23 protein-coding genes are annotated in these 21,800 nt (G+C 70.5%); 14 read left to right on the forward strand and 9 right to left on the reverse strand.

Going from position 1 to position 21,800, the window contains the following annotated elements:
* Positions 1–125 precede the first annotated feature (125 nt).
* A complete protein-coding gene (locus BFN33_RS53470; RefSeq protein WP_176742596.1) occupies positions 126–287 on the forward strand; it encodes a hypothetical protein in 162 nt (53 codons plus the stop codon).
* A 78-nt stretch (positions 288–365) separates the two neighbouring features.
* Here the strand turns inward: BFN33_RS53470 and BFN33_RS40350 are convergent, their stop codons facing one another.
* The 3 genes from BFN33_RS40350 to BFN33_RS40360 are packed head-to-tail and all read right to left on the reverse strand — an operon-like array spanning position 366 to position 2,774.
* Positions 366–1,172, reverse strand: a complete 807-nt coding sequence (locus BFN33_RS40350; RefSeq protein ID WP_069765188.1) for an acyl-CoA dehydrogenase family protein — start codon at positions 1,170–1,172, stop codon at positions 366–368.
* Between the two features lie 7 nt (positions 1,173–1,179).
* Positions 1,180–2,352, reverse strand: a complete 1,173-nt coding sequence (locus tag BFN33_RS40355; RefSeq protein WP_256123003.1) for an acyl-CoA dehydrogenase family protein — start codon at positions 2,350–2,352, stop codon at positions 1,180–1,182.
* Positions 2,349–2,774: a nuclear transport factor 2 family protein gene (locus BFN33_RS40360; RefSeq protein ID WP_256123004.1), complete on the reverse strand. Its 426-nt coding sequence runs from the start codon at positions 2,772–2,774 to the stop codon at positions 2,349–2,351. The genes BFN33_RS40355 and BFN33_RS40360 overlap by 4 nt, the downstream gene beginning before the upstream one ends.
* A gap of 232 nt (positions 2,775–3,006) precedes the next feature.
* On the opposite strand from BFN33_RS40360, the gene BFN33_RS40365 reads away from it, so the two are divergent.
* The 8 genes from BFN33_RS40365 to BFN33_RS40400 all read left to right on the forward strand — a co-directional run bounded on the left by BFN33_RS40365 (position 3,007) and on the right by BFN33_RS40400 (position 11,410).
* A complete protein-coding gene (locus tag BFN33_RS40365) occupies positions 3,007–3,333 on the forward strand; it encodes a hypothetical protein (RefSeq protein WP_069765189.1) in 327 nt (108 codons plus the stop codon).
* Positions 3,334–3,387: 54 nt separating this feature from the next.
* Positions 3,388–4,686, forward strand: a complete 1,299-nt coding sequence (locus BFN33_RS40370; RefSeq protein WP_069765190.1) for an amidohydrolase family protein — start codon at positions 3,388–3,390, stop codon at positions 4,684–4,686.
* Between the two features lie 85 nt (positions 4,687–4,771).
* The gene (locus tag BFN33_RS40375) at positions 4,772–5,539 is read left to right on the forward strand and encodes an SDR family NAD(P)-dependent oxidoreductase (RefSeq protein ID WP_069765191.1); all 768 of its coding nucleotides are present in this window, start codon (positions 4,772–4,774) and stop codon (positions 5,537–5,539) included.
* Positions 5,539–6,834 (forward strand): CaiB/BaiF CoA-transferase family protein, encoded by a 1,296-nt coding sequence (locus BFN33_RS40380; RefSeq protein ID WP_069765192.1) that lies wholly within the window; start codon positions 5,539–5,541, stop codon positions 6,832–6,834. The genes BFN33_RS40375 and BFN33_RS40380 overlap by 1 nt, the downstream gene beginning before the upstream one ends.
* Entirely contained in the window at positions 6,831–7,694 is an 864-nt protein-coding gene (locus BFN33_RS40385) for an enoyl-CoA hydratase/isomerase family protein (protein WP_069765193.1), read from the forward strand. The genes BFN33_RS40380 and BFN33_RS40385 overlap by 4 nt, the downstream gene beginning before the upstream one ends.
* Positions 7,687–8,835 (forward strand): thiolase family protein, encoded by a 1,149-nt coding sequence (locus BFN33_RS40390; RefSeq protein WP_069765194.1) that lies wholly within the window; start codon positions 7,687–7,689, stop codon positions 8,833–8,835. Before BFN33_RS40385 ends, BFN33_RS40390 begins: the two co-directional genes overlap by 8 nt.
* Positions 8,836–8,849: 14 nt before the next feature.
* Positions 8,850–9,998, forward strand: coding sequence for an acyl-CoA dehydrogenase family protein (locus tag BFN33_RS40395; protein ID WP_069765195.1), 1,149 nt, complete (start codon positions 8,850–8,852; stop codon positions 9,996–9,998).
* Positions 9,995–11,410 (forward strand): CoA transferase, encoded by a 1,416-nt coding sequence (locus BFN33_RS40400; protein WP_069765196.1) that lies wholly within the window; start codon positions 9,995–9,997, stop codon positions 11,408–11,410. The genes BFN33_RS40395 and BFN33_RS40400 overlap by 4 nt, the downstream gene beginning before the upstream one ends.
* Before the next feature lie 20 nt (positions 11,411–11,430).
* Here the strand turns inward: BFN33_RS40400 and BFN33_RS40405 are convergent, their stop codons facing one another.
* Entirely contained in the window at positions 11,431–12,846 is a 1,416-nt protein-coding gene (locus tag BFN33_RS40405) for an amidohydrolase family protein (protein ID WP_069765228.1), read from the reverse strand.
* A complete protein-coding gene (locus BFN33_RS40410) occupies positions 12,839–13,978 on the reverse strand; it encodes an enoyl-CoA hydratase/isomerase family protein (RefSeq protein WP_069765197.1) in 1,140 nt (379 codons plus the stop codon). The genes BFN33_RS40405 and BFN33_RS40410 overlap by 8 nt, the downstream gene beginning before the upstream one ends.
* Positions 13,979–14,083: 105 nt before the next feature.
* Here BFN33_RS40410 and BFN33_RS40415 point away from each other — a divergent pair, with 105 nt between their 5' ends.
* The 3 genes from BFN33_RS40415 (at position 14,084) to BFN33_RS40425 (ending at position 17,159) form a co-directional block, all read left to right on the forward strand.
* Positions 14,084–15,685 (forward strand): methylmalonyl-CoA mutase family protein, encoded by a 1,602-nt coding sequence (locus BFN33_RS40415; RefSeq protein WP_256123005.1) that lies wholly within the window; start codon positions 14,084–14,086, stop codon positions 15,683–15,685.
* The gene (locus tag BFN33_RS40420; RefSeq protein WP_069765199.1) at positions 15,685–16,140 is read left to right on the forward strand and encodes a cobalamin B12-binding domain-containing protein; all 456 of its coding nucleotides are present in this window, start codon (positions 15,685–15,687) and stop codon (positions 16,138–16,140) included. The genes BFN33_RS40415 and BFN33_RS40420 overlap by 1 nt, the downstream gene beginning before the upstream one ends.
* A gap of 62 nt (positions 16,141–16,202) precedes the next feature.
* Positions 16,203–17,159, forward strand: coding sequence for an LLM class F420-dependent oxidoreductase (locus tag BFN33_RS40425; RefSeq protein WP_069765200.1), 957 nt, complete (start codon positions 16,203–16,205; stop codon positions 17,157–17,159).
* Between the two features lie 195 nt (positions 17,160–17,354).
* Here the strand turns inward: BFN33_RS40425 and BFN33_RS40430 are convergent, their stop codons facing one another.
* Together BFN33_RS40430 and BFN33_RS40435 are read right to left on the reverse strand one after the other, a co-directional pair.
* Positions 17,355–17,567, reverse strand: coding sequence for an anti-sigma factor domain-containing protein (locus tag BFN33_RS40430; protein WP_069765201.1), 213 nt, complete (start codon positions 17,565–17,567; stop codon positions 17,355–17,357).
* Between the two features lie 36 nt (positions 17,568–17,603).
* Positions 17,604–18,737, reverse strand: a complete 1,134-nt coding sequence (locus BFN33_RS40435) for a glutathione-independent formaldehyde dehydrogenase (protein ID WP_069765202.1) — start codon at positions 18,735–18,737, stop codon at positions 17,604–17,606.
* Positions 18,738–18,899: 162 nt separating this feature from the next.
* Here BFN33_RS40435 and BFN33_RS54870 point away from each other — a divergent pair, with 162 nt between their 5' ends.
* A complete protein-coding gene (locus BFN33_RS54870; protein WP_079072041.1) occupies positions 18,900–19,091 on the forward strand; it encodes a hypothetical protein in 192 nt (63 codons plus the stop codon).
* Positions 19,092–19,285: 194 nt separating this feature from the next.
* Here BFN33_RS54870 and BFN33_RS40440 read toward each other — a convergent pair whose 3' ends face one another.
* Positions 19,286–20,254: an alpha/beta hydrolase gene (locus BFN33_RS40440; protein ID WP_069765203.1), complete on the reverse strand. Its 969-nt coding sequence runs from the start codon at positions 20,252–20,254 to the stop codon at positions 19,286–19,288.
* A 102-nt stretch (positions 20,255–20,356) separates the two neighbouring features.
* Entirely contained in the window at positions 20,357–20,674 is a 318-nt protein-coding gene (locus BFN33_RS40445; RefSeq protein ID WP_069765204.1) for a putative quinol monooxygenase, read from the reverse strand.
* 145 nt (positions 20,675–20,819) lie between these two features.
* Between BFN33_RS40445 and BFN33_RS40450 the strand changes: the two genes are divergently transcribed.
* On the forward strand, positions 20,820–21,725 hold the full coding sequence (locus BFN33_RS40450; RefSeq protein WP_069765205.1) for an AraC family transcriptional regulator: 906 nt from the start codon (positions 20,820–20,822) through the stop codon (positions 21,723–21,725).
* Positions 21,726–21,800 lie beyond the last annotated feature (75 nt).

The raw sequence follows: 21,800 nt of genomic DNA on the forward strand, positions 1-21,800 counted from the left end.
TGAGAATGACATTTCCGTACGACGAGAATCGAAGCATGGGGGATGGGTGAAGTCAACCGCCTTAAAGCGCGCGGAAATGTGGTCGTCGTGAGCGGTGCGCTGCACTCGGGCCCGACATCCCGGCGGTGACCGTGCCGTACAACACCGACGCCGACATCGGGGTGCCGACGCAGGGCAAGCCGGTGAGCGTCCCGGACGGCGAGCGGTGTGTACGGGACGACAGCTCGGGCGGTGCGGCGTACAACGTGTACCGTGCGAAGGCAGGGGCCTGTCGCTTCAACGCCTGAGCGGGGCGGGCCGCGCGGGTCGTCCTTGCACACGGGCGATCCGAGTGGCTCCCGGCAATGGGGCGATCGGCGAGATTCTCACAGCTGCGCGATCCGCGTGGCCCTGCCTTCGCTTCGGATCCTGGCGCCCGCCTCGCGGGTCAGCTCCCGTGCGCTGCCGAGCAGTCCGTCCAGCGCGTACGCCCGCCGTACGTGCCGGTGCAGGGCGTGCTCGGCGGTGAAGCCGATGCCGCCGAGGACCTGCTGGCAATGGCGGGCGGCGGCCAGGGCCGCGCGGCCCGCGGCGGCCTTGGCGAGCAGGGAGCTCAGGTCGCCGTGGTCGTCGTCCGCCACGGTCAGAGCCGCTTCGGCGCCCTCGATCGCGATCAGGGTTTCCGCCAGACGGTGGCGTACGGCCTGGAAGGAGGCGATCGGGCGACCGAACTGCGCTCGGTGCACGGCGTGTTGACGGGCCAGGGCGAGCATCGCGCGGGCCGTCCCGGTCAGCCACCAGGCCAGGGCTCGGCGGCCCGCGGCGAGAGGCGGCGCGTCGGTCCCTGTGGGGGTGAGACGCCAGGGCAGCTCCTGGTCCAGTGCATCGGCGGGCGTGAGATCGGTGCCGCGCTCCCAGACCACCTGGGAACCGCCGGCGTAGGGAAGGGGCACGCTGCCGCCCAGCGGGCGGCCCGCCTCGTGGAGCACCACGTCGTTGAGCACGGAGGCGTGCGCGCCCGTCTCGCCGAGCAGACGGAAGACCAGCGGAACCGTCTCATACGGCAGTTCGGTGAGCATGTCCCGCCAGTCCATGCCGTCGAGTGCGGCATCCAGGGCCGCGCCCGTGTGGTCGGTCATCGTCTTGCGCAGGGCCTCGGCGAGCAGGTCCAACTCGGTTGTGGCAGTGCTCATCCCGGGTTCACTCCTTGCCGAGGTCGAGCAGCCGCCGGGCGACGATGTTGCGCTGCACCTCGGCGGTGCCGCCGTAGATGGTGGCGGCGCGCGAGTACAGGAACTCGGTGCGCCAGGTGTCGTCCGCGTCCGTGAGCTCGACGGTACCCGGGAGCAAGTCCCGTGCGGTGTCGAACAGTTGCTGTTCGGCGGTGGCAAGAAGGACCTTGTCGACCGAGGTCTCCGGACCGAGCGCCGCACCTCCCGCGAGCCGCCGCTGCGTGGCGTGGGACCGGCAGCGCGTGGTGTGCAGGGCCAGATAGGCCTCGCCGACGGCCGCGTCGTCGGGGGTGCGGCACTCCTCGATGAGACGGTCCAGGCGCGTGTACAGGTGGGCGATGCGGTGCCAGAAGCAGGTGGAACGCTCGTGCGGCAGCAGGTCCATCGCCAGGCGCCAGCCGTCGCCCGGCCGGCCGAGCATCCGTGCGCCGGGCACCACCACTTCGTCGAAGAAGACCTCGGCGAACTCGTCGACGCCGTGCATCGTGCGGAGGGGACGGACCGTGATGCCCGGGGAGTCCATGTCGACGAAGAAGGCGGTGATGCCGCCGTGGCCGGGCTCTCCCGTCCGCGTGAGCAGTACGCATCGGGCGGCGTACTGGGCGAGGCTCGTCCACACCTTCTGGCCGGAGACCACCCAGTCGTCGCCGAGCGGCCGGGCGCGGGTGGCGAGCGAGGCGAGATCGCTGCCGGAGCCCGGTTCGGAGAAGCCCTGACACCACTGCTCGCGGCCGCTGAGCAGCAACGGGACCATTTGGGCGGCCAGTTGGGGCGAGGCGTACGAGATCATCGTCGGGGCGAGCACTTCGACCATGGAGTAGATGCCGGGCTCCGCGAGGCCGCGGGTGGCCACCTCCTCGCCGAGCACGGCCCGCAGGACGGCGGGTCCGCCGAGCCCGCCGACGGACGCGGGCCAGCCGTGGCGCATCCAGTCGGCCTCGTACAACGCCCTTCGCACGCGGGCCAGTTGAGCCACCTGGGCGTCCAGGGAGCGGTCGGAGGGATCCGGTGTCAGGTCGTGTGCGTCGAGCCAAGCGGTCAGGTCGGCGCGGAACTGAGCGGTCGTGCGCTCCTCGGCGGCCGTGTGGATCTCCGCGGCCGTCCGGCGCTGTTCGGTCGCGCGGCTTTCGCGGGCGTTCACGCGCCCGCCGGGTCGAACGCGTGCGGACGCCCGGAGTCGTGGGCGCCGCTGCGGCGGATGAAGGTCATCGCGCGGGTGCGCAGCCGCCAGCCGCGTTCCGTGCGCCGGTAGGTGTCGTTGTAGTAGCCGATGCGCAACTCGTGGGTGGCGTGATCGACGAAGCAGAGCGGCTGGGTGCCCGTGGCGCTGTCCCCGGCCGGCTCCACCAGTGCGGTGCCGGTGAGGAACAGCCCCTTGGGTGCGGCGGCGACCAGCGCGGGGAAGTCGGAGAGCGGGTAGGTTTCGCCGAAGGCGCTGTACGTCCCGTCCTCGGTGAACACCTCGAGCAGGCCGTCGATATCACCCTGGGTGATCGTCACCGCGTAGCGGGCCAGGAGCTGGTGGATCTCCATGAGGTCGTCGGTCTGGCGGGGTGAGGTCACCTGTTCGCTCCGTTCTCGAACGTGAGAATGCTGTTCTCGGCGGTCCTCTTCAGGGTTCCACGTGGGTGGTGTGGCGTCAACGCGCAAACCGGGGGCCGAGTCGGGTGTGCGTGGCGGAAACGCCCGGCGTATCGCGCAATGTTGCGTCCGAATGGTTGATTCGCGGATGAGGAGAAGATAGTTTCCGTTTGCTGAGAGGGGAATCCTGTCCGGCAGGGGAAGGGAAGTCGGCATGACGTCACCGGCCCTGGGGCTGCGCCCCGGAGCGCAACTGGCCAGCACCGTCTGCGGTACCCGTGTGGTCGTGGTGAAGGCGCAGGCCGACGCCCGTCCGCGGCTCACCTGCGGAGGTGAGCCGATGGTGCCGGCGGCCGAAGCGGCGGCCGCGGCCACAGCCGCGCCCGCGACCCAGAACGCCGGCACTCTCATCGGCAAGCGCTATGTCGACGCCGCCGGCTCCCTGGAGCTGCTGTGCACCGCCGCGGGCAGGGGGCCGCTCGCCTGCGACGGCACGGTGATGGAGATCAAGGCGGCCAAGCCGCTGCCCGCGTCCGACTGAGCCCGCCCCGTACACCTTCGTACTCATGCGTATGCACGCGCTTGGAGGCCCGTCATGCACCGGGACGACATGATCCTGATCAGCGTCGACGACCACATCATCGAGCCGCCCGACATGTTCGTGAACCACCTGCCGAAGAAGTACCGCGACGACGCCCCGCGCCTGGTGCACCGGGACGACGGCACCGACGTGTGGACCTTCCGCGACACGGTCATCCCGAACGCCGCGCTCAACGCGGTGGCCGGGCGGCCGAAGGAGGAGTACGGCATGGAGCCGCAGGGTCTCGACGAGATCCGGCCCGGCTGTTACGACGTGCAGGAACGCATCAAGGACATGAACGCGGGCGGCATGCTCGCCTCGATGAACTTCCCCTCGTTCCCCGGCTTCGCAGCCCGCCTGTTCGCCACCGAGGACCCCGATTTCTCCCTCGCCCTGGTGCGCGCGTACAACGACTGGCACATCGACGAGTGGTGCGGCGCCTACCCTGGCCGCTTCATCCCGATGGCGCTGCCGGCGATCTGGGACGCGGAGCTGTGCGCGGCCGAGGTGCGGAGGGTCGCCGCCAAGGGCTGCCACTCGCTCACCTTCACCGAGAACCCGGCCGCCCTCGGGTATCCCAGTTTCCACGACCCGTACTGGAACCCGTTGTGGAAGGCCCTCGTCGACACCGACACCGTGATGTCCGTGCACATCGGCTCCTCGGGCCGGCTCACCATCCCGGCCGCCGACTCCCCGCCGGACGTGATGATCACGCTGCAGCCGATGAACATCGTCACCGCCGCGGCCGACCTGCTCTGGTCCAAGCCCGTCAAGGACTACCCGGACCTGAAGATCGCACTGTCCGAGGGCGGCACCGGATGGATCCCGTACTTCCTCGAGCGTGTCGACCGGACGTTCGAGATGCACTCCACCTGGACGTTGCAGGACTTCGGCGGAAAGCTGCCGAGCGAGGTCTTCCGCGAGCACTTCCTGACCTGCTTCATCAGCGACCCGCTGGGCGTGCGGCTGCGGCACGACATCGGCATCGACAACATCTGCTGGGAGGCCGACTACCCGCACAGCGACTCCATGTGGCCCGGCGCGCCCGAGGAGCTGGGCGGGGTCATGGAGGCCTGTCAGGTGCCGGACGACGAGATCAACAAGATGACGTACGCGAACGCCATGCGCTGGTTCTCCTTCGACCCCTTCTCGCATGTGCCGCGCGAGCAGGCGACGGTGGGTGCGCTGCGGGCGGCGGCGGCCGGGCACGACGTGAGCGTCCAGTCGCGCAGCCACCGGGTCGTCGCGCCCGCCGAGAAGCTCGCCGGGTACCGGGAGCGGGCGCAGCGGGCGGTCGCCGCCGCGTCGAAGTAGCCCGATCGGCTCACACGCCGTCGACCGGCCGATCGGCCAGCAGCCCGTCGTAGCACTTTCCTCGCCGCACCCAGGAGGTCGCACCGTGGCGGACGCCGCCAACCCCTTTGCCCTCACCGGCCGTTCAGCTCTCGTCACCGGCGCCGCGGCGGGCATCGGAGCCGCCGTGGCGCAGGCACTCGCCCGGGCCGGCGCCACCGTGCTGGTCACGGACCTCGACGGCGTGGCGGCCGAGGCGAGGGCCGAGAGGATCCGCGCCGGAGGCGGAAAGGCGGAGAGCGCGGTTCTCGACGTACGGGACCGGGCAGCCGCCGACGCCGCCTGCGCGCGGGCCGCCCAACTCGCCGACGGCCGGCTCCACATCCTCGTGAACAACGCCGGTGTCACCGCGCCGGCCATGTTCGCGGACCTCACCGAGGACAGCGTCACGCGGCTCGTCGACATCCATGTGATGGGCGCGTTCCGGTGCGCGCAGGCCGCGCTGCCGTTCCTGCCCGTGGGCGGTGGCGGACGCGTCATCAACGTGACCTCGTCCGCCGGGCTCACCGGCACGCTCGGCCAGGTCAACTACTCGGCCGCGAAGGCCGGGATCATCGGGATGACCAAGTCGCTCGCCCGCGAGCTGGCGCGGAAGCAGATCACGGTCAACGCCGTGGCACCGCTGGCCGCCACGCCGATGACGGAAACCATCCGCACGCACGAGAAGTTCGCCGGGCCCATGCTCGCCCGAATCCCCATGGGCCGGTGGGCCGAGCCGGAGGAAGTCGCCCCGGCCTTCGTCTTCCTCGCCTCCGACGCCGCGTCGTTCGTCACCGGGCAGGTCCTGCCTGTCGACGGCGGCCTGGTGATCTGATGCCCGGAACCGGGAGGCGGGGACAGGGAGGGCGGGGACCGCTTGCGGACGTCACCGTCGTCGCTCTGGAACAGGCGGTCTCCGCCCCCATGTGCACCCGCACGCTCGCCGACCTCGGGGCCCGTGTCATCAAGGTCGAGAACCCGCGCGGCGGTGACTTCGCCCGTCACTACGACGACGTGGTGGGCGGACTCGGCGCGCATTTCGTGTGGGCCAACCGAGGCAAGGAGTCGGTCACCCTCGACCTGAAGACCGAGCCGGGCCTGGACCTGTTGCACCGGCTGCTCGGCCGGGCCGACGTCCTGGTCTCCAACCTCACCCCGGGCACCACGGCCCGTCTCGGTGTGGCGCCCGGCGACCTCGCCGCCCGCCATCCCGGCGTCATCGGTGTGGAGATCGACGGCTACGGCCCCGGCGGCCCGCTCTCCCACAAACGCGCGTACGACCTTCTCGTCCAGGCCGAGTCCGGCGCCTGCTCGATCACCGGGCATCCCGGCGCCCCCGCGAAGCCGGGACCGCCGGTCGCCGACACCACGACCGGCCTGTACGCGGCGCTGAGCATCGTGGCGCTGCTGTACGAGGGGCGCGGATCCGGGCTCGACGGGGAACGGGGGCCCGGGCTCGACGGGGCACGCGGAGCCGGCTGTGACCCCGCGCCTTCGGTGGCCGTCAGCCTCTTCGACACGATGACCGAGCTCATGGGCTACGCGCTCACGTACACCCGGCACTCGGGCCTGGAACCCGACCCGCTCGGCATGAGTTCCCCGGCCGTCGCGCCGTACGGGGCGTACCGCACCGCCGACGGCCAGACCGTCGTCCTCGGCACGACCAACGACCGTGAGTGGCAGCGTCTGGCCACGGAGTTGATCCAGCGGCCCGACCTCGCCGCCGACGACCGCTTCCGAACCAACACCGGCCGGTGCGCCCACCGTGAACTCCTCGACAAGGAGATCGCAGTCTGGTGCGCCCGCCACGACCTGAGCACGGTCCAGGACCGCGCCGACCGGGCCGGTATAGGCAACTCCCGCTACAACACCCCGAGTTACGTCAACGCCCACCCGCAGCTCGCCGCCCGCGACCGCTGGCGCGGCGTGGCCACCCCGGCGGGCGAGATCCCGGCGTTGCTGCCGCCACCGGTCATCTCCGGCTACGAGGCGCGGATGGGCGCGGTACCGGGACTCGGCGAGCACACGGAGTCGGTGCTCGGCGAACTCGGCCTGAGTGCGGGGGAGATCGCCGCGCTGCGGGAGGCCGGGGTGATCGGGGGAGCCCCCGAGGTCAGGGGGCCTGCGTGACGGCGTACGAGGCCCGGAACGGAACCACCCCCGTTCTGCTGACCCACGACACCCCCGAGGGCATCCGCACCCTCACCCTCAACCGCCCGCACCGCAAGAACGCCCTGGACACCGTCCTCTGGTCCGCGCTGCACGACGCGCTCGTGGCGGTCGGCGAGGACCGGTCCGTAGGGGCCCTGGTGCTCACGGGTGCCGGGGGAGCGTTCTGTTCGGGCGCCGATCTCAGCAGCGCCCGTCCCGACACCCACCCCCTGCACCGGATGCGGACCCTGACCGATGTGGCGTTGCTGCTGCACGATTTGCCTGTGCCCACCATCGCCAAGGTCACCGGGGTCGCCGTCGGAGCGGGCTGGAACCTCGCTCTCGGCTGCGACCTCGTCGTGGCCTCTCCGGGTGCCCGGTTCTCGCAGATCTTCGCGCGGCGCGGCCTCTCCCTCGACCTCGGCGGCTCCTGGCTGCTGCCCCGGCACGTCGGATTGCAGCAGGCCAAGCGGCTCGCGCTGCTCGCGGAGACGATAGACGCGGAAGAGGCCCATGCCCTGGGGCTCGTGACGTGGGTGGTGCCCGAGGAGGAGATCGACGGCTACGTCGAGGAGCTCGCCGTCCGCCTCGCCCAGGGACCCGCGATCGCACTCGCCCAGAGCAAGGCCCTACTCAACGAGGGCATGGGCCACACCTTGCGCGAGGCCCTCTCCGCGGAGGCACGCGCGCAGGCGGTCAACTTCGCGACGGCGGACGCCCCCGAGGCCTACGCGGCCTTCGCCGAGAAACGCGCACCTGTCTTCACGGGGGCCTGGGCCGTACCCGCGTCCGCCGTCGCGCCCGTCACCAAGTCAACGGAGGAAGCCCGCGATGCCTGAAGCAGTGATCGTCGAGGCGGTCCGCACCCCCGCGGGCAAGCGGGGCGGAGGCCTGTCCGCCGTCCACGCCGCCGACCTCTCCGCCGTGGTCCTGGGCGCACTCGTCGACCGCACCGGTATCGATCCGGCCGTGGTGGACGACGTGGTGTGGGGCTGCGTGGGACAGATCGGCGACCAGTCGGCCAACATCGCCCGCTATTCGGTCCTTGCGGCGGGGTGGCCCGAGTCCGTGCCCGGCACCACGGTCAACCGTGCGTGCGGCTCCAGTCAGCAGGCTCTGGACTTCGCCGTGCAGGCCGTCCTGTCCGGGCAGATGGACGTGGTCGTCGCCGGCGGCGTGGAGGTCATGAGCCGGGTGCCGCTGGGCGCCGCGAGGGCGGGTGGGCAGCCGTACGGCCCGCAAGTACTGGCCCGCTACGACGGATTCGACTTCAACCAAGGTGTATCCGCGGAGAAGATCGCGCAGAAGTGGGGCATCACGCGTGCCCAGGCCGATGAGTTCGCCGCCCTGTCGCATGCGCGTGCCGCGACCGCGCAGGACGCCGGCGCGTTCGACCGCCAGATCGTCCCGGTGGCCGCGCAGGGCGCGACGGTGAGCGCGGACGAAGGCGTACGCCGCACCACCAGCGTCGAAAAGCTCGCCTCCCTCAGGCCGTCCTTCAGCGAGGGCGGCCTGATTCACGCGGGCAACGCCTCCCAGATCTCGGACGGCGCGGCTGCACTCCTGGTGACGACACCGGACAAGGCCCGTGAGCTGGGCCTGACCCCGTTGGTCCGGTACCGGGCGGGTGCGGTCGTCGGCGCCGACCCCGTACTGATGCTCACCGGTCCGATCCCCGCCACGGAGAAGGTGCTCCGCAAGGCGGGCCTCGCCCTCACCGACATCGGGGTGTACGAGGTGAACGAGGCCTTCGCGCCCGTACCTCTCGCCTGGCTCGCCGAGACCGGCGCCGACCCCCGCCTGCTCAATCCGCTCGGCGGCGCCATCGCCCTGGGCCATCCGCTCGGCGCATCCGGCGCCGTGTTGATGACCCGGATGATCCACCACATGCGCGAGAACGGCATCCGCTACGGACTGCAGACCATGTGCGAAGGCGGCGGCACCGCCAACGCCACCGTCGTCGAACTCGCCGCCCACTGAAGGGGACCGGAACCATGCGCCGCGACCTCTTCACCCCCGACCACGAAGCGTTCCGCGAACTTGCCCGCGACTTCATCGCCAAGGAGGTCGTCCCGCACTACTCCGACTGGGAGAAGGCCGGGCAGCTGCCGCGCGAGGTGTTCCACAAGCTCGGCTCACTGGGGCTGCTCGGCTTCGCGATCCCCGAGGAATGCGGGGGAGGGGGCGTCGCCGACTACCGCTACAACGTGGTGCTCCAGGAGGAGGCCGCCCGTGTCCTGGTGACGCTGGGCACCGTACGCACCCAACTCGACGTCATCCTCCCGTACTTCCTCGCGTACGCGAACCACGAACAGCGCGAGCGCTGGTTCCCGGGCCTGGCCACCGGAAGTCTCCTCACCGCCATCGCCATGACCGAACCCGGCACCGGCTCCGACCTTGCCGGCATCCGCACCACCGCCGTACGCGACGCAGACCACTACCTCGTCAACGGTGCCAAGACCTTCATCACGGGCGGTCTCCTCGCCGACCTGGTGATCGTCGTGGCACGTACGTCGACCGACCCCGACGACCGGCGGGCCGGCCTCACCCTGCTCGTCGTCGAGGACGGCATGCCCGGCTTCACCCGCGGCCGCACCCTGGAGAAGATCGGCATCAAAGCGCAGGACACCGTCGAGCTGGCCTTCGGCGACGTCCGCGTGCCCGTGGCGAACCGGCTGGGCGAAGAGGGCGCCGCATTCGGCTACCTCGGCCACAACCTGCCTCAGGAGCGCCTCACGGTCGCCGTCGGTTCGGTCGCACAAGCCGCCGCCGCCCTGGAGACGACCATCGCCTACGTCAAGGAACGCACGGCCTTCGGGAAGCCGGTCGCGTCCTTCCAGAACACGAAGTTCGAACTCGCCGCCGTGGCCACGGAGATCGAGGCCGCCCAGGCGATGCTCGACCGGGCTGTCCTCGCCCTGGTCGCGGGTGACCTGTCCGGTCCGGACGCGGCGAAGACGAAGCTGTTCTGCACCGAGGTGCAGGCGCGGGCGGTCGACCGGTGCCTCCAACTCTTCGGCGGATACGGCTATATGCAGGAGCAGGCGATTGCCCGGCTGTACACCGACGCCCGGATCACGCGGATCTACGGGGGTACCAGCGAGGTCATGAAGGTGATCGTCGCGAAGTCGCTGGGGCTGTGAACGACCACACGCGGGCCGGCGGCGACGGGCCGTCGACCGTACGGCGCTGGCTGGCCACGATCGACGACGCACCCGGGCCGCCGGCCCCGACCCGTCCGACGATATCGCCCCGTCCGTCGACCCTGGCCGCTCCGCCGATCCCGACCGGGACGGTCGACTGCCCCTGCCGGGACTGGGCCGCGTCCGGCGCCATGTCCCTGACCGGTCACGCCTCCGGCCCGCCCGTGCTCTCCCCGGCGAGCGCCGTCCCGTTGCTGCGGGCCGCCGCTTGCGCACTCCAGCCTCTGGGAGCCGCCCTCGCCCACCCGGTCCGTGTGGACCCCCTGGCCCTGCTCACCGGGCGCGCGGGCGCACTGGGGCTGACCCGGCACGGTCGCCTGTCCGCGGGTGGGGCGACCCGGCTGCTGCGGGCGGCGGACGGATGGTGCGTTGTCTCCCTCAGCCGCGCCGACGACCTCGAACTGCTCCCGGCACTCCTGGGACGCACCGACGTGGACGACTCCTGGCGAGCACTCACCCGGGCCGTGCGGCGCATGCCGGCGGGGGACCTCGCGGAGCGCGCCCAGATGCTCGGTATCCCGGCCGCGGGGCTCCCGCCCGCACCATCGGTCCCTCCAACTCCCTGGCAGGTCAAACGTATAGCGCCCTCGGCAGGCCCGGTGCCCGGCCGCCGCCCACTGGTCGTCGACCTCTCCTCGCTCTGGGCCGGACCCTTGTGTGCAGACCTGCTGCACCAGGCCGGTGCGCGCGTGATCAAGGTGGAGAGCACCCGTCGCCCCGACGGCACGCGGAACGGCAAGCGCCTCTTCTACGACTGGCTGCACGCCGGGCACGAAAGCGTCGCCGTCGACTTCACCACCCGCGAGGGCCGCACCGCCCTGGCGGCCCTGATCGACGCCGCCGACGTGGTCATCGAGGCCTCCCGCCCACGCGCACTGCAGCAGCTGGGGGTGGCCCCGGAACAACGGAAACACCGCCCGGGCAAGGTCTGGCTCGCCATCACCGGTTACGGCCGTGCCCACCCCGACCGGGTGGCTTTCGGGGACGACGCCGCAGTGGCGGGCGGCCTCGTCGGCTGGACGGGCGGCGAGCCGGTGTTCTGCGCCGACGCCGTCGCCGACCCGCTCACCGGTCTTGTGGCTGGGCTCGGAGCACTCGCCTCCCTCGCGGCCGGTGGCGGTCACCTGATCGACGTGGCGATGAGGGAGGTCGTCGCGGCCTTCACCGGCGGCCCACCGCCGGCGGCTCACTCACTGCACGGCGACAACGGTGCCTGGAGCGTCCACTGCCCACGGCTGCGGCAGACACACGCCGTATGGTCACCGCTGCCACCTCGACCACGGGGGACTGCGCCGGAGTTGGGGGCGGACACCGTGAGGGTCCTTGACGAGGTGGCGGCGTCACGCCGGTGAACGGTGAGCGCAGGACCACGTCAACGCGGGGGCACGGGGCCGTACACCGCCCGGCCTCCGACATATGTGGCCCGCACCAGAGCCGGGTCCAGGTGACGCAGGGCCTCATCGAGGGGTACGTGCAGCAGGACGAGATCGGCGCGCGCCCCCGTGGTGAGTCGGCGAGGCGGGCCGCCGGGGTCGCAGGGACGGGACAGCATGCCGCGCAGCACCCGTGCCGGTGAAGTCCGTTCGCCCGGTGCCAGGACTCGTCCTGAGGGTGTCGTCCGGTCCCTGGCCGCTCGCAGACAGGCCCACGGATCAGGATCGCCGTACGGGGCGTCGCTGCCGGGGGCCGTGGTGACGCCGGCGCGCAGCAGGCTTCCGTATCGCCAAAGGTCGCCGTGTTCCGCGGGCGGGGTGCGTTCCAGGTAGGCGTCGCCCCGCCGGGTGATGAACGTCGGTTGTGTGATCACGCGCAGCCGGCGTGCGGCGAGTTCGCGGACGGCCGCGGTATCCGCGAGGGCGCAGTGCTCGATGCGGTCGCCGGCGTGATGTCCGGCTTCGTCGAGTGCGGCGAGTGTGAGGGCGAGCGCGGCGGGCGTCACGCAGTGCACGGCGACGGGGCGGCGCGCGGCATGGGATGCGGATATCTCCCTTACGAGGGCGGCGAGTTCCGGCAGCTCATGGTCGGCGACCACCAGCTTGCGGGCGCCGAGCCGCAGCCGTGGGTGGCTGACAGCTGTAGGTCGGTGCGCGGCCAAGGACGTGACGTACTGGGGCAGCTCGCCCCGGTGCAGTGCACCGGCCAGTACGGGCACGGCGGCTGAATCGGGGGTCGCGTCCGTGACGTGGGTGATCCCGAAGGCGGCCAGCCGGGCGCCGATGGCGGTGAGGGAGGGCGGACGGGCGCCGATGCGTTCGCGCAGCCAGCCGTCCACACGCCAGAGCCGTCCCGTCGCACGGCCGGAGCCGTCCCGCTCGACCCCGGGTGGCGCGGCGGCCGAGTCGGCGCCGAGGCGTTGCAGAGCTGCGGAGTTGACCACCCACAGGGCGCCCGAACGGTGCTGCACCCGCACTGGCCGCCCGGCGGCCCAGGTGTCGAGAATCTCCCTGTCCAGTGGGCCGTGTGCGCCGTCGTCGTAGCCAGTCGCTCGGATCCAGCCGTCCGGACCGGGGGCCGCGCCGCGGATTGTCGGGCCGAGTGTGGGGGCCGTTCGGCCCGACAGATCGACGGACGCGGCCTGCGCGGCCATCGCGGTCAGATGCAGATGGTGATCGGCGAGGCCCGGGAGCAGGGCGCCATCGCCGCCGTCCACCACGTTCTCACCCGGTGCGGCCCGCAGGCGGGGCGCGAGGGCGACGATGCGCCCGCCCCGTACGCGGCAGTCGCCCTGGTGACCGGGCGCCACTTCCACGGATCGGAAAAGGACGGAGCCGCCCGGGAGTTCAGCCATGCGGCGCACCGTGGACCATCCGGCTTACTCGTACTGTGGCCGCGTCGAGCCCCGCCACCTCGTCCACCAATCCCCACCGCAATGCCGTCCCCGCGCCGATTTCCTGCCCGGTCAGCATCAGCCACGCCGCCCGCCACCGGCCCACCCGGCGGGTGACGCTGACCGTGCCTCCGGCTCCTGGAATCAGCCCCATCGACAGCTCGGGGAGGCGGAAGCGCGTACCGGCCGCCGCCGTCACCAGGCCCGCGAACGCGGCGAGTTCGAGGCCCGCACCGATCACGGGCCCGTGCACCCGCACCCGGACCCGGTCGCGCACCGCGTCCAGGAGGCGCCACGGCGCACGATCGAGCCGGACGACGTACGCCGCCACGGGGTCGCGAGCGGAGCCGAACTCGGCCAGATCGCCGCCGCTGCAGAACGCCGGCCCCGCGCCCTGGAGTTCGACCCGCTCGATGCCGGCATCCCACACCGCCGCTTCCAACGCCGCGTACAACTCCTCGCGCATCAGGGTCGACAGCGCGTTGCGCCGCTCCGCATGGTCCAGCTCGATCGTGAGCACTCCGCCGTCGCGCGTCGCCCGTACGAGTGGCCGCACCGGAGCGGCGGGGCGCGGAGCCGGGCGCTCGGCGATCCAACGCGCGAACTCAGGTCCGCCGAGCAGCATGGAGTACACGGCGGCCTCCGCCGCGAGACCCCGCACCGTGTCGAGGCAGGCCGTCTGCCGCAGCAGGTGCCCGAGGGCCAGGGCCGCCCCGAGCCGGTGCGCGACAGCCTCCTCGAGCTGGTCGTGCGCCTCCCCGACGTGCGCAACCGGTACCAACTCCGGACGTTCGGCGACGACATCGGGCCCGGCCAAGGTCAGGGTCAGGGCGTCGAGCAGCGGGGCGAGGCGCTGCGGCGGCGTGTGCCGGGCCACGCCGACGACCATCGGCAGCATCCCCCGTACAGCCGTGGCGCACCGGGCGATCTCCGTGTCACCGGCGGCGTGCCACCGATCGAGATCCAGAAGGTGCAGCACCCGACCTGGCACTCCCTCCGGGCCCGGCAGCAGACCGGCGTCGGCGGCGGCCACCCGTGCCGCTGACAGGGTCGTGCCCTCCCAGTCGAGGAAACCTGCGTTCTCCCAGTTCATCCGGCAAGGGTAGAGCGAGTGCTGAGGCCGCCGACAGCCCTCTGCGTGAAGCTGTCACTCGCTGATCTGTTCTCTTATTCTCGATAACGGTATTGGCATTCTCGTATGTCGCAAGTAACGTATCCACCGATGGACGCCTCCTCGCACACCTTGTCGGGCATCCCGCTCAAGCCGGTCTACGGACCGCAGGACCGTGGTGCCGAGCCGCCCCCGCCGGGCAGCTATCCCTTCACCCGCGGCAATTACGCGACCGGTTACCGGGGCCGCCTGTGGACTCTGCGCCAGTACTCGGGATTCGGCACCGCCGAAGAGTCCAACCGGCGTTATCGCTACCTCCTCGACCAGGGAGGCACCGGTCTGTCCGTGGCCCTGGACCTGCCCACCCAGTGCGGATACGACTCCGACGACCCCGAGGTGGCCGAGGAAGTGGGCCGGGTCGGTGTCGCCGTCGACACCCTCGCGGACGCCGAGGTGCTCTTCGACGGGATACCGCTCGACCGGATCAGCACCAGCTTCACGATCAACGGCACCGCCGCGATCCTCCTCGCCTTCTACGTGGCGGCGGCAGAACGCAAGGGCGTGCCGCGGGAGAAGCTCACCGGCACCATCCAGAACGACATTCTCAAGGAGTACGCCTCGCGCGGCACCTGGATCTGGCCCGCAGATCCGTCCCTGCGCCTGATCGCGGACACCATCGAGTTCTGCGCCGCCGAGGTGCCGAGATTCAACGCGATCTCGGTCGCCGGAGCGCACTTCCGCGACGCGGGAGCCAACGCTGTGCAGGAAATGGCGTTCACGCTGGCCGACGGCGTCACGTACTGCGACACGGTCCTCGCGCGCGGCCGGATGACCATCGACCAGTTCGCGCCGCAGGTCTCCTTCTTCTTCTACACGCACGGCGACTTCTTCGAGGAGATCGCCAAGTACCGCGCCGGACGCAGACGTTGGGCCACGATCGTGCGCGAGCGCTACGGGGCGGAAAGCGACAAGGCCGCGATGTTCCGCTTCGGCTGCGTGGCGGGAGGAGCCTCCCTGTACGCGCCGCAGGCCCGCAACAACACCGTGCGCGTCGCCTACGAGGCGCTCGCTTCCGTGCTCGGCGGCGTGCAGTCGATGTTCACGGCGGCCTGGGACGAGCCGTTCGCCCTGCCCAGCGAGGAGTCGGCCACCCTGGCCCTACGCACCCAGCAGATCCTCGCCCACGAGACCGGTGTCACGCGCGTCGCCGACCCGCTCGGCGGCTCGTACTTCGTCGAAGCCCTCACCGACGCCACCGAGGACCGCATCGTCGAGATCATGGACGACCTCGACGCCCACGGCGGCATGGTCCGCGCCATCGAGGACGGCTATCTGCAAGGCCTCATCGCGGACGAGGCGTACCGCATCCACCAGGCGACCGAGTCGGGCGAGCGGCCGGTCGTGGGCGTCAACCGTTTCGTCTCCGACGAACCCGCGCCGGAAATCGCCACCTACGAACTCGACGCCAAGGGGCGCCAATTGCAGCTCGACCGGCTCGCCAGGGTCAAGACGGAACGCGACCCCTCCGCCGTACGGGGCTCACTCGCCGCGCTGGCCCGCGCTGCCGAAGGGACGGACAACCTCATGCCCCTGCTCGTCGACTGTGCCCTCGCGTACTGCACCGTCGGAGAGATGGTGACCGCGCTGAAGGACGTGTGGGGCGAGTTCCGGCAGCCGGTGGTGTACTGATGGCCGGCGCCCGCATCCTCGTCGCCAAACCCGGACTCGACGGACACGACCGAGGGGCGAAGATCGTCGCCCGTGCGCTGCGCGACGCAGGCTTCGAGGTCATCTTCACCGGCATCCGTCAGCGCATCGACGACATCGTCGCCACCGCGGTCCAGGAGGACGTTGCGGTGATCGGACTGAGCATCCTGTCCGGCGCCCATCTGGCCCTGACCCGCCGCACGGTGCAAGCACTGCGTGCCGCGGGCGCCGAGGACATCGCGGTCGTCGTGGGCGGCACCGTCCCGGCGGGCGACGTACCCCGGCTCCTTGACGCGGGGGCGGCCGCGGTGTTCCCGACGGGCGTGCCACTGGACGAACTCGTCCACAAGATGCGCAAGTTGGCAGCCCAGGCGGACGCGGCGGCTCTGGGCCTCGGGGGTGCCGCGTCACCCGCCCCGTCCGACCGGGCCGTGTGAGCCGCCCCCTGCGCGCGGCACAGGTCCGCGGCGACGGCTCCGAACCAGCAGGAGGACATACCGTGCGCACAGGCGTGATGATCGGCCCCGAGCGCGGTGACAGCGCCCGCAAAGCCGCCCGGATGCTCGACGATGTCGCGTGGGCCGAAGCGGCGGGACTCGACACGGTGTGGGTCCCGCAGATCCCCACCGACTTCGACGCGCTGACCGCTGTGACCCTCATGGGCACGCGTACCACCCGGATCGAATTGGGCACCGCTGTGGTGCCGTTGCAGGCACAGCACCCGATCGCCCTGGCCCGCCAGGCGCTTTCCGCCCACGCGGCCACCGGCGGCCGGCTCGCCCTTGGCGTCGGCCCCTCGCACCACTGGGTGATCCGCGACATGCTCGGCCTGCCGTACGAGAAGCCTGCCGGCCTCACCCGCGACTACCTCGACGTCCTCGACGCGGCACGCGCGGCCCCCGGTCCGGTCGACGTCGAGAACCCCACCTTCAACGTCCACAACCCGCTCGACTTCGGGCCGGTGACCCCACTGCCCGTCCTCGTCGCCGCACTGGGGCCGGTCATGCTGCGTCTCGCCGGCGAACGCGCGGACGGCACAGTCCTCTGGATGGCCGACGAGCGCGCCATCGCCGACCACGTCGTTCCCCGCATCACGAAGGCCGCCGAAGCCGCCGGCCGCCCCGCCCCGCGTATCGTGGCCGGTGTCCCCGTCTGTCTGTGCGAGCCCTCGCGGGTCGACGAAGCCCGCGAGCGCGCGAACCGCATTCTCGGCGAGGCCGAGATTTCCCCCAACTACCAGCGCCTTCTCGAGCAGGGCGAGGCCCGCGACATCGGCGACCTGTGCGCGGTGGGCGACGAGAAGGCGATTCTGTCCCGTCTGCGCCGCTTCGCCGACGCGGGCGCCACCGACCTCTCGGTGCGCCTGCTTCCGATCGGGGACAACCGCGAGGAACTGATTGCCTCCAAGCACCGGACCCGCGAACTGATCGCGACGCTCGCCGCGGAGATTCGCTGAGAGGACATCCTCCTGCCTTGGACGGTCACCTCCGGCTGGGCCCGGCTGACGTAGAGCACGACAGTCTCTTCCGTGTGCGGCGTAAGCAGGCCCTGCCCCGACCTGTCCTGCTCCGGGCCGCTCCAGATCGCCGCGAGGCTTGATCGCCGTCCCCTGCAGGAGGCCGACTGGGCGGAGGTCGCCCGAGGGGGCCGCCTACCAGAGTTCGTAGATCTTGTCTGCGCTCAGAGCGGGCAGGTCCGCGGCTACGAAGGCGGCCCGGTCGGCGGCGCGGGAGACGATGACGGCAGCGGAGGCGCCGTCGGCCAGTTCCGCGGTGTGCAGGGTGGCATCGGGTGCGGGCAGCACGCCGGCCAGTTCGTTCTCCTCTCGCCGCCTGGCCTGCAGTGTCTTCAGGCACGACGTCACCGCATCCGTGCGCGAGGCTGGCGCCGATCCGCAGTGCTACGGGTGCAGCACCACCTTCGTGAAGCCCTCGATCCGCTTGTCGAACTTGTTGTAGGCCGACGATGCCTGGTCCAGGGGAAGTTCGTGGGAGACGACGAAACTGGGCTTCGCCCTGCCATCGATGATCATGTCTCGCAGGAACCGGTTGTAACGCTTCACGTTGCACTGGCCCGTACCCATCCGCAGGCCCTTCTCGAAGAGCCTGCCGATCGCGACGAGGAGCATGCCTTGCTTGGCCTGCTCGTCCGGGCCTCCAGGATCGGACGGGACATAGAGTCCGGGCACGCCGAGCGCTCCGGTGGGTCGGACGGTGCGGATTAGCGAGTTCAGAACGGTCGCCGGTTCCTCGTTGTCAGTCCCCTGCGCCGTCGCCTGGTAGCCGACGGCGTCCACGCCCTTGTCCGTGCCGATACCGTCGGTCTGCTCCTCGATCTGCTCGACCGGGTCACCCTCGGCGAAGTTGATCGGGATTGCGCCGATTTCCTCGGCCTTCTGTAGGCGCTCGGGGACTCGGTCCACGACGAACACCTTTCTCGCGCCGCGCAGCAGGGCCGAGTAGGCGGCCATGAGTCCAACTGGACCAGCGCCGTACACCGCGACACTCTCGCCCGGTCGGACCTGCGCGAGTTCACAACCGTGATAGCCAGTGGGAAAGATGTCAGCGAGCAGGATGAAATCGGTCTCGTGCTCGTTTCCCTGAGGAAGCTTCAGGCAGTTGAAGTCAGCGTACGGAACGCGTATGTACTCTGCCTGGCCGCCCTTCCAGGGCCCCATGGCCACATAGCCGTAAGCGCCGCCTGCGAAACCGGGATTGACGGTGATGCAGAATCCGGTATATCCCTCGACGCAGTTCATGCAGAAACCGCAGGCGACATTGAAGGGCATGACCACGCGGTCGCCCTCCTTGAGCGTGGTGACGCCCTGTCCGAGGTCTTCGATTACTCCCATGTTCTCGTGGCCGAAGACGATGCCGGGCTCCGCAGCAGTGCGGCCCTCGTACATGTGTAGATCGGAGCCACATATCGCGGTGGAGGTAACCCGTACGATCACGTCGTTCGGGTGCTGGATGGTGGGCTTTTCAACATCTTCGACCGCAACAGTGAACGGTCCCTTGTAAACGACGGCCTTCATGGCTGTCACCTCTGATCGAGATGGAAATTTCCGGCCCCGCTTGACCCCTTCTCCGCGTGACCCATCTCTCATGCTTCTCCGGCCTACGCGATTGGGCAAGTCGGTAATCTCAAGGTGAAAAACTGCTCGTGCCGCGCGAGGAATGGAGAGGAGGGGCGAGAAGTGTCAGCACAGCGACTGGGAACCCTGCTTGTCCCCGTGCCAGGTCTGTCCGGCACAATCTATCCGCCAGGAACGACCGTCACGGTCCGTGGTCGAGGCGCGACTGTCGATGCCTTCGTCAACGGCGACTGGCTTCCTCTGTCATGGTGGGAGTTCTCCGACGGTCTCCGCGAGGACATCGCCGACCGCTGACATCTCCTGCGCGCCGTTCGTACCTCGCATCGATGTAGTGCGACCACTCCATGTCGCTGAGGCGGCGCTGACTCGCACCTTCCATATCTTCGTCGTCCACGATCCACGGCCGAGAACTCACCCCCGTCGAACAGCTGAATCGTCACATCGGTCATGCGGCACGAGGGCAATTCAGTGAGATCGCGTTACGAGCTCTATGCGGCGGGGTCCGTGCGCAGGACTCGGGCGAGCCAGTCGGTGCGGGTTCGGCGGGACGTGGTCGAGATGTGTGCCTGCGGGTACAGAGCGTCGAATCCGTGGAAGCCGCCCGCCCAGACGTGGAGTTCGGCCTGGCCGCCGGCCGTCCAGATGCGGGTGGCGTAGTCGGTGTCCTCGTCGCGGAAGACTTCGGCGGAGCCGGTGTCGATGTAGGTGGTGGGAAGGCCTGCGAGGTCGTCGGCCAGGGCCGGGGAGACGTATGCGGGTACCTCGCCGTCTGTGAGGTCGCCCAGGAGGCAGCGCCATCCGAAGTCGTTCATCTCGCGGGTCCAGACGCCGGGCTCGTTCGAGTACTGGAGGCTGGAGGCGGTGGTGTTGCGGTGGTCGAGCATGGGGCCGATCAGGACTTGGGCGGCGATCGTCGGGGTGCCGAGGTCGCGGGCGAGCAGGGTGACGCCGGCGGCGAGGCCGCCGCCCGCGCTGGCGCCTGCGACGATGATCCGGGCGGGGTCGATGCCCAGTTCTGCGGCGTGTTCGGCAATCCAGAGCAGTCCCTGGTAGCAGTCGTCGACCGGGATCATGCCTGAGGCCTCGGGCGCGAGCCGGTAGTCGACGGAGACGACGACGGCGCCGAACGCGTCGAGCCACTCGAGTGGGATGTCGATCTGTGAGAAGCGGTCGCCCATGATCATCCCGCCGCCGTGGATCCAGTAGACGCAGGGTGCGGTGGTGGTGCGATCGGTGTTCGCGGGGCTGAAGACGGACAAGGGGATAGTGGTGCCGTCCGGACTCGCAGCGGTGACCTCGCGCCGGTGGATCGCGCGACCTTCGAGGAGGGGTTCGACGGGCATCGAGGAGAAGGGGCGTACCTGCGCCAGCACTTCGGGGCTGAGCTGGGACATCAGCGGCATGTCGGCCAGTAGTTCACGCAGTTCGGGGTCGAGGGCGGGTCGTGCTGTAGCCATCGGCGTTGCCTTTCGTGGGTGGTGGCGGGACGGTCGGGCGAGGAGGGCGCCCCTCGGCGGGCACCGAAGCGGCAGCGGCTGGGGTGCGGGGAGTTCGGCGGTTCAGAAGGCGGCTTTGCCACGGACCGGGACGTAGTCGGTGTACTGCGACTCCTTGGCCAGCAGTCCCTCGATCTGCGTCACGATGGCCTGGGCGGCCTCGCCGGCGAAGATCCGGTGGTGGTCCTCCTCGCTGGTCCAGCCCTCGGTGACGTGGACGACGTCGGGGGCGGACGTGGACCGGGAGACGAGGTAGACGACGCAGTGTTCGCTCGCGCCGGGGCTGCCCTCGTCCAGGCCGGTCAGCAGCAGGTCGACCAGCCGGTCGCCCATGCCGGGCCTGGCGGTCAGGGCGGCGTTGAATCCGTACTGGGCAATCATCGAAGACCTTCTTCTGCGTTGATGGAGTGGGCTGATTCCATTCAAACGGCTTGACCAGCGGAAACGTTAGAACGATGCTCGCTGGCACTTGCACAATCCTCGCGACTAAGGGAGCCGGAACGGCGAATGGTGCTGCAATGGACGCATGCACCTCGATGAGCTCCGCACCCTGCTGGACCGGCATGCCCGCCCGGACTGGACCACGGCCATCGACGGCGTCCTGATCTCGAAGGTCGACCGGTCCGATCCGCCGGCGCCCTCCATGTCCGGCACGGTGCTCGCCGTCATCGCCCAGGGCGCCAAACGCCTCGCGCTGGGAGACCGGGTCTACGAGTACGGCGCCGGGCAGTACCTGGTCGCATCCGTCGACCTGCCCGTCACCGGGCAGTTCACCCGGGCCGACCCCGAGCGGCCCGCCCTCGGCTTCGGACTCACGCTGGAACCGTCCGCCGTCGCCGAACTGCTGCTGCAGGCCGGTCCCGGCGACACCCCCCGCGCCGGCGCGGGCGCGCCGTCAGGGATCGTCGTCAGCGACGCTGAGCCCGCGCTGCTCGACGCGGTGGTCCGGCTGCTGCGCCTGCTCGACGAACCCCGCGACCGTGCCGTACTGGCCCCGCTGGTCAAACGCGAGATCCTGTGGCGCCTGATCACCGGCGAGCAGGGCGCGTCGGTGCGCCAGCTCGGTCTCGCCGACAGCGGCCTCAGCCATGTCTCCCGGGCCGTCCGCTGGATCCGCGAGCATTACGCCGAGCCCTTCCGGGTCGAGGACGTGGCACGCCTGTCCGGCATGAGCGTCTCGGCGTTCTACCGCAACTTTCAGGCGGTGACCGCCATGAGCCCCATCCAGTTCCAGAAGCAGATCCGGCTCCAGGAGGCCCGGTTGCTGCTCGCCACCCATCCGGGAGACGTCACCGGGGTCGGCCAGCGTGTCGGCTACGACAACCCGTCGCAGTTCAGCCGCGAGTACCGCCGTCAGTTCGGCGCACCCCCGAGCCGGGCCGCGGTCCGCCTGCGGGACACCGCACGCACCCCCGCGGGCGTCCTGCCCTGAACGGGTTGGCGCCTGATGAGGAGGATCGTGCAAGAGGAAGCGAGGATAGTTCTACTGTCTCCGCAGGTCAGAGCG

The organism is Streptomyces sp. LUP47B (assembly GCF_001746295.1).
Classification (GTDB): domain Bacteria; phylum Actinomycetota; class Actinomycetes; order Streptomycetales; family Streptomycetaceae; genus Streptomyces.

What these genes read in the sequence shown, in the direction of transcription:
- BFN33_RS40410 (WP_069765197.1), bottom strand. Translation starts at nt 13,978, where the DNA reads ATGAACTGGGAGAACGCAGGTTTCCTCGACTGGGAGGGCACGACCCTG.
- BFN33_RS40350 (WP_069765188.1), bottom strand. Translation starts at nt 1,172, where the DNA reads ATGAGCACTGCCACAACCGAGTTGGACCTGCTCGCCGAGGCCCTGCGC.
- BFN33_RS40440 (WP_069765203.1), bottom strand. Translation starts at nt 20,254, where the DNA reads ATGGCTACAGCACGACCCGCCCTCGACCCCGAACTGCGTGAACTACTG.
- BFN33_RS40435 (WP_069765202.1), bottom strand. Translation starts at nt 18,737, where the DNA reads ATGAAGGCCGTCGTTTACAAGGGACCGTTCACTGTTGCGGTCGAAGAT.
- BFN33_RS40405 (WP_069765228.1), bottom strand. Translation starts at nt 12,846, where the DNA reads ATGGCTGAACTCCCGGGCGGCTCCGTCCTTTTCCGATCCGTGGAAGTG.
- BFN33_RS40380 (WP_069765192.1), top strand. Translation starts at nt 5,539, where the DNA reads ATGCCCGGAACCGGGAGGCGGGGACAGGGAGGGCGGGGACCGCTTGCG.
- BFN33_RS40415 (WP_256123005.1), top strand. Translation starts at nt 14,084, where the DNA reads ATGTCGCAAGTAACGTATCCACCGATGGACGCCTCCTCGCACACCTTG.
- BFN33_RS40395 (WP_069765195.1), top strand. Translation starts at nt 8,850, where the DNA reads ATGCGCCGCGACCTCTTCACCCCCGACCACGAAGCGTTCCGCGAACTT.
- BFN33_RS40370 (WP_069765190.1), top strand. Translation starts at nt 3,388, where the DNA reads ATGCACCGGGACGACATGATCCTGATCAGCGTCGACGACCACATCATC.
- BFN33_RS40420 (WP_069765199.1), top strand. Translation starts at nt 15,685, where the DNA reads ATGGCCGGCGCCCGCATCCTCGTCGCCAAACCCGGACTCGACGGACAC.
- BFN33_RS40445 (WP_069765204.1), bottom strand. Translation starts at nt 20,674, where the DNA reads ATGATTGCCCAGTACGGATTCAACGCCGCCCTGACCGCCAGGCCCGGC.
- BFN33_RS40390 (WP_069765194.1), top strand. Translation starts at nt 7,687, where the DNA reads ATGCCTGAAGCAGTGATCGTCGAGGCGGTCCGCACCCCCGCGGGCAAG.
- BFN33_RS40365 (WP_069765189.1), top strand. Translation starts at nt 3,007, where the DNA reads ATGACGTCACCGGCCCTGGGGCTGCGCCCCGGAGCGCAACTGGCCAGC.
- BFN33_RS40450 (WP_069765205.1), top strand. Translation starts at nt 20,820, where the DNA reads ATGCACCTCGATGAGCTCCGCACCCTGCTGGACCGGCATGCCCGCCCG.